This window comes from Bacteroidota bacterium, from assembly GCA_020161395.1.
GTDB lineage: Bacteria > Bacteroidota > Ignavibacteria > Ignavibacteriales > Ignavibacteriaceae > UTCHB3.
In genome coordinates this window covers 618,232-631,225 of record JAIUOE010000002.1, presented here as the reverse complement: position 1 = coordinate 631,225, position 12,994 = coordinate 618,232, and the positions used below count along the sequence as shown (strand labels likewise).

Below are 12,994 nucleotides of genomic sequence, written 5' to 3'. Positions count from 1 at the left end.
ATTCAACAATTAAAATCGGAAAAATTTGTCAAATCCCGGGGAGATTTTTTTAACCTCCCGCTAATCGAAGGACTCAACTGTACTGTCATTTGATTTGGACATCAAAATAAATTCAAAGTTGATACTAAATGTAATAAAAAATTCATTTTCAAACGCAGACCTTTGGACGGGTAAATAAAAATATCAGATCAATTGGTGTTAAGTTTCGGTAAAGTTTGCATTTTTCTTAAAATGGTTATAAATTGGAGGTTCGATTTGAAAAATTTTATATCCGGAGAACTGAATAATGACTAAAGCCGATCTGGTAGATATTGTAGCAGAAGGTACAGGGCTGACCAAACTTGAGACCGAAGCTGTTGTCGAGGGTTTTTTTAAGAGTGTGATAGAAGCCTTGAGCGCAGGTAAAGGAATTGAAATAAGAGGCTTTGGTACCTTCAAAGTGAAGAAAAAAGCGGCCAGATACGCACGAAATCCTAAAAATGGCGACAAGGTTTTTGTCCCCGAGCATTTTATCCCTGTATTTAAGTTCTCGAAGGACTTTAAAAATCAGGTTGACAACGGATTGAAAAAAGAGAGTAAATAAGAACTAATTAAGATTGCAAATGGCAGAAAACAAAGATCAAATAAAATGTCCCGTCTGCGGAACGGTTAATTCAGGTTCAGCCACCTACTGTAACGATTGTGGCGCATTGCTGAATCCGGAAAAGAAAAAGATGGCTCAGAAGAATCTCAGGGAACAGGGTGCTTCCAAAGGGAAGAATGCCGGAAAGGGTACTTCGTCATCCGAGACTAAAACTGCAGGCATCGTTCTTGGAATTCTGCTTGTGGCAGGTATGTTCATCCTTATCGGTTCGGGAATTTTTGAATCGCCAAAAGCTGTAGATCCCCATGCAGGTCACAATCATCCGCCCGGTGAAGGACATGACCAGCCCGCAAATCCGATCGGGAAAAATCCTGCACTCGACCCTCAGATTATGAATCTGGAGAAACAACTTGCCGAATCACCTGACAATCTTGATGTGATGCTTAACCTTGCGCACACATATTTTGATTCGGGTATGTTTGAAAAGGCAGTGCCTCTTTACAAAAAATATTTGGAGAAAAAGCCAAACATTCCCGATGTAATTGTTGATCTTGGAGTCTGCTATTTCAACATGCAGGATCTCAAGCAGGCAGAGGAAAGTTTTAAAAAAGCTTTGACAATTGATCCAAAGCATCAGATTGCACATCTTAATATGGGTGTGGTCAGCCTCTCGAACAACAATAAAGATGAAGCCACAAAATGGCTCACCAAAACCATAGAACTTGACCCTAATTCAAACCCTGCAAAGCAGGCTCAAAGTATTCTTGAAAAAAACAAATAACCTAATCTAACGGAGATTTAGATGCCCTGTGGAAAAAAACGCAAAAGACATAAAATGTCTACGCACAAGCGCAAAAAAAGATTGAGAAAAAACAGACATAAAAAAAGAGTAAGATAGTCCTCTTTTCAATCTTGTTATAAGAAGCCACCTTAGCTCAGCTGGTAGAGCAAATCATTCGTAATGATTAGGTCGCCGGTTCGAATCCGGCAGGTGGCTCCGTGTATTTTAAAATGCAGTAATGCAATAATCCAATAATGCAGTAATGCTGGCTTTTGAGTATTTTTGGGTGTAGTATCAGGGAAGTTTTGCCGGATGTACTGATTAAATAAAATTTAAATCGGATTGAGTTTATGGTTAACACGATTCTTTTTGGGCAATACGAAATTGAATCCACCATCGGTGCGGGTGGAATGGCTGTGGTTTATAAAGCACGACACCTCACTCTCGGTCAGCACTTTGCCATAAAAAAGCTTTCCGATTCTCTCTCACAGAATTCTGATGCCCGTGAACGGTTTATCAGAGAAGCAAAAACCCACTCGAAACTTGACCATCCCAATATTGTAAAATTCCACGACATCCTCAAAGACCCGACCACCCAAAATGTTTTCATCGTAATGGAGTATGTCGAGGGAAGAACCCTTTCCCAAATGATCGGGAAGGAGACTGGTCCCATTCCGTTTGACAGAGCATATCCAATTTTTAAACAGGTGCTAGATGGTATTGGCTACGCCCATTCTCTGGGGGTGGTTCACAGGGACATTAAACCAAGTAACATCATAATTACCTCTTCAGGCAGGATAAAAATCCTCGATTTTGGTATCGCGAGGGATGAAACAGGGCAGACCCTCACTCAATCGGGAACAGTTATTGGAACACTTCAATATGCGAGTCCTGAACAGATAAAAGGGGAGAGGGTGGACCAAAGATCTGACATTTACAGTCTCGGGATGACCCTCTACGAAATGCTCTCGGGGCGTCTCCCCTTGGAAATAAACACCAGTACAAGTTCCTACCATGTGATGCAAAGGGTCTTGAATGAACCCGTTCCCGACCCTCGTTCGTTCTATCCGCACATAGATGAAAGAATTGTATCAGCAATTTTCATGGCAATCGAAAGAGACCATGGTAAAAGGATTGCATCAGTTGCCGATTTTGTGGCAGTGCTCGAGGGTACAAAAAGTGTGTCAGGGATACCTTCGAATACGGGACAGAAAACAGGTCAGGCTGATGTCTTCGAGAGAGCATACCGTGATTTGACAATGCTCCAAAGAATGAATCAAAACTTTTTTGTGAGTCGAAAAGACAACGGCGATATTGAGATAAAAAACCGCGCTGATGGATACAAGGGAATGAGGATTTCCTTTCTGCTTGTTGGCGTGTTATTCGCAGTTTTTTTTGCAAGTGGATTATATGAATTTATTTCAACCGGAGGTCGGGATACGGATCTGATATCTCCGATGTTGATCATAGGCGGAATCGCCGCAAATTTTATTTGGCTTTACTTTTCGCTGATTTTCCAAAACGGTGACATTATCCTGACAAAGAATGAGATTAAAGTTTACAATAAAACACTCTCCGGCGAAGGTGCCAATAAATATTCCGAAATTGTTAATTTATATTATCATTCGAGCAAAAGAAGTATAATAATGCAGCGAAAAGGGATAAATATTCAACTCTTTCGAAATTCAAAAAAGGAGGTATTACAACGGCTCTCGATGATCCTTCGTGATGTATGGGCATTTAGGAAACAGATTTAAGTTTTAGTCTTAGACTGTTACTTACGACGCTCACACTGCTCATTGCCATTGCTGCTCCTGCAATCATTGGATCGAGGAGAAAACCGTTTATCGGGTAAAGCAATCCCGCCGCTATCGGAATTCCGATGACATTATAGATAAATGCCCAAAAAAGATTTTGACGGATTGTATTCACCGTGGCATTTGAAAGTCTTATAGCCTTCAAAATTTTTGATAAATCTGACGAAACAATGGTCATCTTCGCGACATCCATGGCAATATCGCTTCCTGTTCCCATGGCAATGCTTAAATCTGCCTGAGCGAGAGCACCGCTGTCGTTAATCCCGTCACCGGCCATACCTACTGTTTTTCCTTCCCTCTGCAGTGACTTAATAAACTCAATCTTGTCAGAAGGCAGCACTTCAGCTTCAAAGTGATCAATTCCTGCTTTTTTTGCAACCTCAGCGGCGGTTGCACGGTTGTCACCTGTAAGCATGTAAACTTCAATTCCCGACTCCTTAAGTGCTTTTATGGCAGTTACAGATTCAGGTTTTATTTTGTCGGTGATTGCAACAATTCCAAGAACTTCACTCCTGCTCGCAAAAAATATCACGGTCATCCCCTCCAGAATCCATTTCTCATATTTTGCGTCTATATTTTCGGAAATGCTGATCTTTTCATTTTCCATCAACCTTTTGTTGCCGACAAAATAAACCTCATTTTCCACTTCCGCCCGCACACCAAGTCCTGTCAGGCTTTTGAAATTTTTCACTTCGATAGGTGAAGTTTTCCCAATAAAGTTGACAACTGCATCTGCGAGCGGGTGTTCTGATCTGCTTTCTATCGCTGCGAGGATGTCTTTTGATTGTTTCGCTTCATCCGTGAAAAGAATTGAGTGAACAGCCGGTTTCCCCTCCGTGATGGTACCCGTTTTGTCGAAAACGATGGCATTCACTTTTTTAGCTGTTTCGAGACTTTCTGCATCTTTGATCAAGATTCCATTCTCCGCACCTTTACCAATACCAACCATAATTGCTGTTGGGGTTGCCAGACCGAGAGCACACGGGCAGGCAATCACAAGTACTGTAACCATTGCTATCAATCCGTGTGTAATCTCAGATTCTCCTCCGATGATCACCCATGCAAAGAGGCTTAGAATTGCAATGACAATGACTATCGGTACGAAAACAGATGCAATTTTATCCACAAGTTGTTGTACAGGTGCCCGGCTGCCCTGTGCATCCTGAACCATTTTTATTATGTGAGCAAGAAGTGTATCACTTCCGACCTTCTCCGCTGAGAAGATAAAGCTTCCTTTTTGGTTTATAGTACCCGCAAAAACTTTTGAACCTTCAGACTTTTCAACGGGGATTGGCTCTCCGCTGATCATGCTTTCATCTACGAATGATTTCCCTGAAGTAACGGTACCGTCAACAGCCACTTTTTCACCGGGCTTTACGACGATTGTATCACCAACCATAACATTTGAAATGGGAACCACTTTGGTTATTCCATCGAACATTACTGTAACGGTATTTGGCTGAAGTCCTATAAGTTTTTTAAGGGCGGATGATGTGCTACCTTTTGCCCTGTCTTCGAGCATTTTACCGAGCAGAATGAAGGCAATTACGACTGAAGCCGCTTCAAAATAGACATGCGGGTGGACACCTTTCTCACTTAGATATTCCGGAAAGAGTGTGTTAAAAGCCGAAAATATATAAGCTACACCCGTGCTTAGTGCGACCAGGGTATCCATATTTGCGGTTTTATTTTTCAACTGTTTCCATGCACCTGTGAAAAATCTTCGTCCGAACCAAAGGACTACCGGAGTTGAGAGCACCCAGGAAATGTAATTTGCATACGGCATATGCATAAAAAACATTCCGATTATCACAACGGGGAGGGAGAGAATTACGGCACCGATTGTTGTGTTCTTTAATTCATCCGATTTCTTTTTGTTGATGTCATCCAGGTCTGAATTGTCGCTGTCCAGTACAAGGTCGTACCCGTATTTTTGAACGGCAGTTTTTAGTTGTTCTGGAGTCACAAGCTTTGGATCAAATTCTGCAACAAGAGTGGAGTTGGCATAATTTACCATCGCTGAGGCGACACCGGGTTGCTTTTCTATGGTCTTTTGCACTCTGGCGGCACATGAAGCACATGTCATGTTTAAGACCGGATAAGTTTGCTTCGTCATTTTCAAATTCCTTTTAGTTACAAAGCAAAATTACGATTGTCAGCATGGTGATTCGTTACATTTGGATGGAAATGATTTACACTTAAACGGATTTAAAGATGATCCAGATGTTTTCTGGAGCCGATTCCTTGTGCCTTAAACTGTGTCGGAGTAAATCCCGTGATTTTTTTGAATTGTCCCGAAAGATGGGCGACACTGCTGTAACCCAGTTTGTCAGCAATCTCGCCAAGGCTCAGTTCATCGTAAACGAGGAGTTCCTTCACCTTTTCAATCTTCTGCAGGATCACAAATTGCTCTATTGTGATGCCTTCGGTTTCCGAGAAGAGCTTGCTGAGACTCGAATATTCGCGGTGCAATTCTTTCGATAACACATCGGTATAATTAAATTTTTCTTCATTTCTGTGGTGGACATGGTCAATAATCAAAGTTTTTATTCTTTCGATCTGCTGTTTTCTTATGTCATCAAGCAGTTCAAAACCCGCTTCGTTAAGTTTTTCGCGCAACAGCTTGGTTTGGTCGTCAGTTAGAGGTTTTTCTGTCACCACTTCCCCAAGTCTTACCAGAGTGGGATTAACTCCCGTTTCGTGAAAAATTGATTCTACCGCGGTAATACATCGACGGCAGACCATGTTTTTTATTGTGTAAGTGTTCATACCAGATTCACTGAAATTGTGATTGTCAAAAACGGAAAGCTGAATCAAAATATCTGAATAATATTGGTGAAAACAAAGAAAGAAATGATAAAACAGGATTCTTATATTTAAATCAAAGATTTTACAAGTTTTGGTACCAAAATGAACAAGCGAAAAAGACTGCCCTACGGAATAGCTGATTTCAGAACACTGATTCAATCCGACTGCTATTATGTTGACAGAACTCAGTTTATCCGTAAAATGGAGGAGAGCAATAAATATCTCTTTTTTCTCCGTCCTCGTCTTTTTGGAAAGTCTCTTACAATTTCAATGCTCGAATATTATTATGGACTTCAGTTCAAAGATGATTTTGATTCACTGTTCTCTGAATTATATATTGGACAAAAGGAGCACACCACTCCGAATAAAAACAATTATTATGTATTAAGATTCGATTTCACAGGAATAAATACTTCCAACCTTGATGATATCATGGAGAGTTTTAACAATAAAATCAGGATGGGTTTACTTCTTTTTAACGAATCATATAATTTACTCGACAGGTCAGAGTTCGAAGAAATATCGCAACAAAGATTTCCTGCATCAACTTTGGAATTTTATCTATCAAAGGTCAGCTCAATACTTGAAAATAAAATCATGATCTTAATAGATGAGTACGATCATTTTACGAACGAAATCCTCTCTTTCCATTTTGATACATTTTCGGACATTGTTTCAAAAAACGGATTTGTTAGAAAATTTTACGAGACAATAAAATATTTTACAGGCAAAGGGATAATCGAAAGATTTTTTGCAACAGGGGTTACGCCAGTAACGCTCGACTCGATGACCAGTGGTTTTAATATTGGTACAAATATTTCATTGCATCCCCAATTTAATGAAATGACAGGATTTACGACCGGGGAAGTCGAAAAGATGATTTATGATCTTCTGCCCGGTATTCAAGCAAAGGCTGCTGAAAAGATTCTTCAAGATGTTGCCGCATGGTACAATGGCAGTTTATTCTCTCCTGAATCAACTACCAGACTTTATAATCCGACGATGTTGCTTAGATTTTTCTCGGAAATAAATCCCGTTACGCTGAAATATCCCCGCGAAATGGTGGACAGTAATATCCTGACAGATTTCTCGAAGATCAAAAAGATCGTGAATCTTGAGAATTACGAAGTAAATGTTGAAGTGATTGATACTATTTTAAAGACAGGTTCCTATCCTTCCAATCTCACTCAAATCTTCACATTTGAGCGAAAATTCACAGTACAGGATTTTATTACCATGCTCTTTTATAACGGGTTATTGACGATAAAGGGGCAAAAAGATTTCGATTTGTTGTTTGAGATTCCAAACTATGTGGTAAAAGAAGTGTTTTGGGATTTTTTCGCAAATGAAATGACTGAAAAAAATCAGATAGAACCCGATATTGAAGACCTCAAAAATGCAGTAAGGGCGATGGGTAATTCAAACGATGTTCGACCTGTGGCCGGAATTGTTGAGTCCATTTTACAGAATCTGTCGAATCGTGATTTTATGAATTTTGATGAGAAATATGTAAAACTGTTGTTTATCGTATATATTTCACTTACAAAATCATTCAAAATTAAAAGTGAACAGGAAGTGAACCTTAACTATCCTGACCTTATGTTTTTGAATTCACAGAATTACAGCCCTGCATTTCAGCACCTTTTTGAAATAAAGTACATTAAAAAAAGTGATGCTTCAACCCTTGAAGATGTGAAATCTGCCGCAATAAAACAGGTGGAAAGATACAAGCAACTGCCTGAAATAAAGGAAATCACCAATCTCAAATTTTGGGTGATTATTTTTACGGGAAGCAGTTGTTCGGAAGTGGTGGAGGTGATTTAGAAGTCGAGCAGCAAATCTTTTCCCGGCCAGATAATATCCACGCCATTTCACAAAATCGATTTAATATTGTAAATCGCTTTTCAACCCGTTTCCAAAAATTAAGACAAAATTTTATCGTTTGTGAGAAATTGAATTTTCGCTCAATAACAGATTCCTGCTTTAAGCATCAAATTTGACTCATTAAGTTTGGCATCAATTATGCATGCTAAAAAGAGATTATTGCGGAAGTTCAAAAATGTCCGGTGTAATATTTACCGTACCTGACAGATGTAAAAGGTGTTATTCGTGTATTAGGGAGTGTCCGGCGAAAGCGATCAGGGTAGTAAACGGACAGGCTCTTATAATACAGGATCGTTGCATTACCTGTGGCAACTGTGTAGTGGTATGCTCTCAGCACGCCAAATGCATCATCAGCAACATCGAAGACACATACAGTGAAGTGCTTTCAGATATCCAGTCTGAACGGATTGCCATTGTAGCTCCGTCTTTCGCTGCATCCTTCCCCAATGACTACGAAAAAATTCCCGCAGCCCTGAAGCGACTTGGATTTGACACAGTTGTTGAGACAGCATTTGGTGCCGATCTCGTGGGAAGCGACTATATTGATGCAGTTATGAACGCAGAAGTGAAGCCGGTGATAAGCACCGCCTGCCCTGCAGTTTTCAACTACATACAGAAATACTATCCTGAACTGGTACCAAACCTCGCGGGAATAGTCTCGCCGATGATAGCCCTCGGCAGGTATCTTAAAAAGGAGAAAGGGGAGAACACAAAAATTGTTTTTGTGGGACCGTGTGTCGCGAAAAAAGATGAATTTACAGACGACCCTGTGGAAAATGTTATCGACACAGTACTGACCTTCAGTGAGCTGAAGCAGATGTTTTTAAGGGAAAATATAGTTTTTTCCGATTTGGAAACAATCCCGTTCGATCCTCCGAGAGCAGCACTTGGGAAGGCATTTCCTCTTGCAGGCGGACTTCTGAAATCAACTGACCTTCCCGGCGATGTACTTGATGATGAGATCGTTGTAGTTGAGGGGAGAAAAAAGGTAATTGAGATCATCGATGAAATAGCCGCGAAGAATATTAATGCGCGATTCGTGGACATACTTTTTTGTGAAGGTTGCATTTCGGGACCTGCAATTGATATTGATCTGAACTACTATTCCAAACGGGAGAAAGTGATAGAATTTATCAAAAAAGACATGAAGCAGGTTGACAAAAAGGTGTGGAAAAGCAATATTTTCAACAGCAGGGATATCGATTTTGGCAGGAATTTTGTCAAGACAAGCCAGAGAAGACCCGAGCCCGATGAAGAGAAAATAAATGAAATTCTCTCCACTTTCGGGATAAACAGGAAGAGGGATGAATTAAACTGCGGTGCATGCGGGTATAATACCTGCAGAGATTTCGCGATTGCAATTGCCAAGGGACTCAGCGAAAAAGAGATGTGTCTGCCGCACCTCCTTGATGAGATACGGGATGCATACGACAATCTTCACGAGACCGAAGCCGCACTTCATTCGGCTGAAAAACTCGCATCAATCGGTCAGTTGGCTGCCGGAGTTGCTCACGAGATCAATAATCCACTGGGGACTATTATGGTTTATGCAGGATTGTTGAAGAAACTTTGTGACAAGCATAAAATAGAAGCTGATATTTCGGGTGACCTCGAAATGATTATGGGTGAGGCAAACAGATGTAAAAATATTGTTGCCAATCTTTTGAATTTTGCAAGGCAAGGCAAACTAAATGTCTCAACTTTCGATATATTTGCAGAGATAAAGAATCTTGTTAAAAAATTATCGGTAACCGGGAAGCTGGATGGAGTTGAAGTTAAGGCGGAGCTTCCTTTGGCTGCCATGGTAATACAGGGAGACAAGGATCAAATAGAGCAGGTGTTAACCAATCTTCTGATTAATGCAACGGACGCGCTTAGAAACGCGTCAACAAAAAAGATCAATATCAGATTTGAGGATCTGGGTGATAGCATCAAACTGTTTGTTGCTGACACCGGAGAAGGCATAAAAAAAGAGAATCACAGCAAACTGTTTACTCCTTTTTTCACTACGAAAGAAGCCGGTAAAGGGACCGGACTCGGGTTGGCGATCGCCTATGGTATTATGAAAATGCATAAAGGCGATATCAACTTTACGAGTGAAGAGGGAAAAGGAACCGAATTTCATATTCGACTCCCTAAAAAACAGTACTTAAACATATGAAGGTATAAAATGGACTACGAAAAAAAAATATTACTGGTTGATGACGATATAGACATACTTGAGCAGAACAGACTTCTTTTTGAGGCTGAAGGATTTACAGTTGAAACAGCCGAAACAAGTAACGAAGGTTATGAAAAGTTCCTGACATTCAAACCTGCCTGTGCGGTCATCGATTTGATGATGGAAGAGTATGATTCAGGTTTTATTCTGGCTCACAAGATCAAGCGGCATCCGCATGGTAAAAAAATGCCTGTTTACATCGTAACAGCAGTTGCAAACCAGACAGGAATGCAATTTGATTCGATGACTCAGGAGGAGCAGGAGTGGATCAACGCAGATGACATCCTGAACAAACCGGTCGTTCTCGAAGATATCTTAAGCAGGATCTCCGATTTTTACGAAAAACAGTCAGGTTGATCCGGAGATAACAGGGTGGAAGATTCAGACAGCCCTGCCAGGATACTTCTGGTTGATGACGAAGATTACCTTCGTAACGGCGTAAAAAGGATACTTCAGATCGAAGGATTTGAAGTGGACACTGCCGAGAATGGCATGGAAGGAATTAAAAAAGGGACAGGGGGCGATTTCGATATCGCTCTCCTCGACCTTAAAATGCCTGATGTCAGCGGCATTGATGTGTTGCGCGAAATCCGTCTCGCAAGACCCAACACCATCTGTTTTATGGCGACTGCCTACGCCAGTTATGAAACTGCAGTCGAAGCCACGAAACTTGGAGCGGAAGGTTACATTTTGAAGCCTTTCACCCCTGACGAACTGATACACAATATCGAAAAAGGGATGCAGAAACGGAGGCTGATACTTGAAGCCGAAAGACTGCGTCGTGACCGTGAAGCCCGCCTTTTAGAGCTTGCATTCGAGAGAAGCAGGCTGAATACCATAATTAATCTCCTTGCAGACGGTGTACTGGTAATGAACCAGTTCGGTGAAATGGTTTATTACAATCCTGCCGCTCTGCGGTTACTCGATCTGGATGAAATTTTACTTGCAGAACGGATACTTGAAGTATTGCCGGAGGAAGTGCGGGAAATCGCCACACGGATGATCAACAGGGAGGTTTTTGAAGATGTGAGTGAGTCAGTACAATTGAAACTCTCCACCCAGCCTGAAATGTTCGTCGAAGTTTCCTGTTCGCCAATTCCCGATAATGAAAAGAAAAAGACGGCGGGAATTGTGGTTGTGGCAAAGAACATTACCCAGTTCAAGCAGATAGAAAACCTTAAATCGCAATTCGTCTCGATGGTATCGCATGAGCTTAAAGCTCCCGTTGCGGCTACAATCGGCTTCCTTGACATTCTAAGCAATCCCAAAATGAAAATCACAGATGAGCAGAGGCAGGACTTCCTGAACAGAAGTACAAGCCGTCTTCGCAGTCTGTTAACCATGGTGAACGATCTGCTCGATATTTCGCGGATCGAGTTGAACACTGTGAAAAGGGAGATTATCAAAATTGATTTGGATTCACTTCTGACAGAAACAATCCAGATGATGGAGTTTGAAGCGAAGAAGAAAAATGTATCGATTAAATACTCAAAAGGAGACACTTCCTACACTATTGAAGCTGACCGCCTTGAAATTGAAAGAGTGATTACCAACCTGACAAGCAATGCGATCAAGTATAACAAGGAAAATGGTCAGGTCTTCATCTCCCTCCAAAAGAGGGGAGCATACATAGTATTGGAGATAAGAGATACGGGAATCGGACTAAAACCTGAGGAGAAAAACAGGCTCTTCTCCGATTTCTTCAGGGCGAAGAACGAATTTACAAAATCAATTCATGGCACAGGGCTCGGTTTGTCCATAGTAAAGAAAACGATCGATTACTATTCAGGTAAAATAGAGACCGAAAGTGAATACGAAAAAGGGAGCACCTTCAGGATTTTCCTTCCTGAGAAGGTTGTAAACAAATAAATTTCAATAAAGTTGGGCGTGCCACCGGGCACAGATCATAACTGCGGAACTAATACTCTTTCAAGCAGACAGTTCCAATCGGGAGAAGTCTCCCGTGACTTGTCGGTAAATTCCGATGGGAAGATATAGAACAAAACAAAGCAACAAATTAATGCAAAGGACTGATATGTCTCTCATAGCAATAATTGATGACGACCCGGATATTATAGACGCCACTACCCTGGTTCTGATGGCTAACGGTTTCGAAGTGATAACCGCAAACAACCCCACCGATGGTTTTAAAATAGTAAAGGAAAATTCTCCATCCCTCATCATACTTGATGTAATGATGCAGGAGCCTGATGACGGATTTTTCCTTGCCCAGAAGTTACGCCGCGACGGTGTAAAAACCCCCATTTTGATGTACACATCTGTATCCAAAGCACTCGGATTTGAGTTTGGAAAAAGCGACATGGTTCCTGTCGACGATTTCGTTGAAAAACCTGTCTCAGCCGATGTGCTCATCGATAAAGTTCTCAAACTCTTGAACAAGAAATAAGAGGTAAAGAGATGTTAGAATTAGAAAAAAACAGTTTAACTCAGGAAATTGAGGATTTCGCAAAGCAGTATGAATTTCATCGCACTGCTCTAATGCCACTCCTCAATTACATCCAGAACAGGTATAATTACATCCCCGATTTTGCTCAGCAGGAGGTGGCACGGGTGCTGGATATCCATCCCGTGGAAGTATTTGGCGTGGTTTCCTTCTACTCATTTTTCAATTGCAAACCAAAAGGCAGAAACATTGTACGGTTGTGCCGCACTATTATTTGCGACATGGCAGGCAAATGCAACATCGAGAAAGCGATCGAAAGAGAGCTCGGATTGAAGTTTGGTGAGACCAGTAAAGACCAGAAAATCACACTCGAATTTACCAATTGCCTTGGTATGTGTGATCAAGGACCTGCCATGACTGTAAACGACAGGGTTTACACTAAACTTGATCCTGAAAAAGCATGTGCCATTTTAAGAGAGATCAAGTGAGGAGGATG

At 41.2% G+C, this 12,994-nt stretch carries 11 protein-coding genes and 1 tRNA gene; 10 read left to right on the top strand and 2 right to left on the bottom strand.

Translation table 11 applies throughout. The annotated features are described in order from the left end of the window. Positions 1-286: 286 nt before the first annotated feature. From LCH52_05190 to LCH52_05175, 4 genes are all read left to right on the top strand, one after another. Positions 287-583: an integration host factor subunit beta gene (locus LCH52_05190; GenBank protein ID MCA0387871.1), complete on the top strand. Its 297-nt coding sequence runs from the start codon at positions 287-289 to the stop codon at positions 581-583. A gap of 19 nt (positions 584-602) precedes the next feature. Continuing rightward, a complete protein-coding gene (locus LCH52_05185) occupies positions 603-1,364 on the top strand; it encodes a tetratricopeptide repeat protein (GenBank protein MCA0387870.1) in 762 nt (253 codons plus the stop codon). A 143-nt stretch (positions 1,365-1,507) separates the two neighbouring features. Continuing rightward, a tRNA-Thr gene (locus tag LCH52_05180) sits at positions 1,508-1,580 on the top strand. Between the two features lie 134 nt (positions 1,581-1,714). Next, positions 1,715-3,121, top strand: a complete 1,407-nt coding sequence (locus tag LCH52_05175) for a serine/threonine protein kinase (GenBank protein ID MCA0387869.1) — start codon at positions 1,715-1,717, stop codon at positions 3,119-3,121. Here LCH52_05175 and LCH52_05170 read toward each other — a convergent pair. Beyond that, a complete protein-coding gene (locus LCH52_05170; protein ID MCA0387868.1) occupies positions 3,105-5,297 on the bottom strand; it encodes a heavy metal translocating P-type ATPase in 2,193 nt (730 codons plus the stop codon). The genes LCH52_05175 and LCH52_05170 overlap by 17 nt on opposite strands. A gap of 92 nt (positions 5,298-5,389) precedes the next feature. Continuing rightward, positions 5,390-5,950, bottom strand: coding sequence for an AraC family transcriptional regulator (locus tag LCH52_05165; GenBank protein ID MCA0387867.1), 561 nt, complete (start codon positions 5,948-5,950; stop codon positions 5,390-5,392). A 141-nt stretch (positions 5,951-6,091) separates the two neighbouring features. Between LCH52_05165 and LCH52_05160 the strand changes: the two genes are divergently transcribed. The 6 genes from LCH52_05160 to LCH52_05135 all read left to right on the top strand — a co-directional run bounded on the left by LCH52_05160 (position 6,092) and on the right by LCH52_05135 (position 12,986). After that, positions 6,092-7,813, top strand: coding sequence for an ATP-binding protein (locus LCH52_05160; protein MCA0387866.1), 1,722 nt, complete (start codon positions 6,092-6,094; stop codon positions 7,811-7,813). A gap of 235 nt (positions 7,814-8,048) precedes the next feature. Then, positions 8,049-10,034: a 4Fe-4S dicluster domain-containing protein gene (locus LCH52_05155; protein ID MCA0387865.1), complete on the top strand. Its 1,986-nt coding sequence runs from the start codon at positions 8,049-8,051 to the stop codon at positions 10,032-10,034. Between the two features lie 9 nt (positions 10,035-10,043). Beyond that, complete coding sequence (locus LCH52_05150) at positions 10,044-10,451, top strand: response regulator (GenBank protein MCA0387864.1); 408 nt, start codon at positions 10,044-10,046, stop codon at positions 10,449-10,451. Between the two features lie 15 nt (positions 10,452-10,466). Continuing rightward, positions 10,467-11,963, top strand: a complete 1,497-nt coding sequence (locus tag LCH52_05145; protein MCA0387863.1) for a response regulator — start codon at positions 10,467-10,469, stop codon at positions 11,961-11,963. Between the two features lie 115 nt (positions 11,964-12,078). Further along, on the top strand, positions 12,079-12,501 hold the full coding sequence (locus LCH52_05140; protein MCA0387862.1) for a response regulator: 423 nt from the start codon (positions 12,079-12,081) through the stop codon (positions 12,499-12,501). 11 nt (positions 12,502-12,512) lie between these two features. Next, positions 12,513-12,986 carry an NAD(P)H-dependent oxidoreductase subunit E gene (locus LCH52_05135; GenBank protein MCA0387861.1) on the top strand — a complete coding sequence of 158 codons (474 nt, stop codon included), beginning with the start codon at positions 12,513-12,515 and terminating at the stop codon, positions 12,984-12,986. Positions 12,987-12,994: the final 8 nt, after the last annotated feature.